Source organism: Arthrobacter sp. PsM3 (genome assembly GCF_030433895.1).
Taxonomy (GTDB): Bacteria; Actinomycetota; Actinomycetes; order Actinomycetales; family Micrococcaceae; genus Arthrobacter.
In genome coordinates this window covers 1-234 of record NZ_JARUXE010000180.1, presented here as the reverse complement: position 1 = coordinate 234, position 234 = coordinate 1, and the positions used below count along the sequence as shown (strand labels likewise).

The window sequence follows — 234 nt, the reverse complement described above, 5'->3', positions numbered from 1 at the left end:
CCCAGGAGCTGCTCGCCGGCGGCGAGGCCGACGTCGAGGTCCCCGAGAGCTTCGTCGAGGATGTCCGGCAGGCGCTGTACGCCTCCAAGCTGGTCTCGTACGCGCAGGGGCTGGACATGCTCACTTCGGCCGCCAAGGAATACGGCTGGGACCTGAAGCTGGACGAGATCGCCTCGCTCTGGCGCGGCGGGTGCATCATCCGCGCCGAACTGCTCAAGGAGATCACCAAGGCCT

At 67.5% G+C, this 234-nt stretch carries 1 pseudogene; it reads left to right on the top strand.

The annotated features are described in order from the left end of the window. Positions 1-234: pseudogene (locus QCD75_RS22095) on the top strand (NADP-dependent phosphogluconate dehydrogenase); the annotation flags it as partial.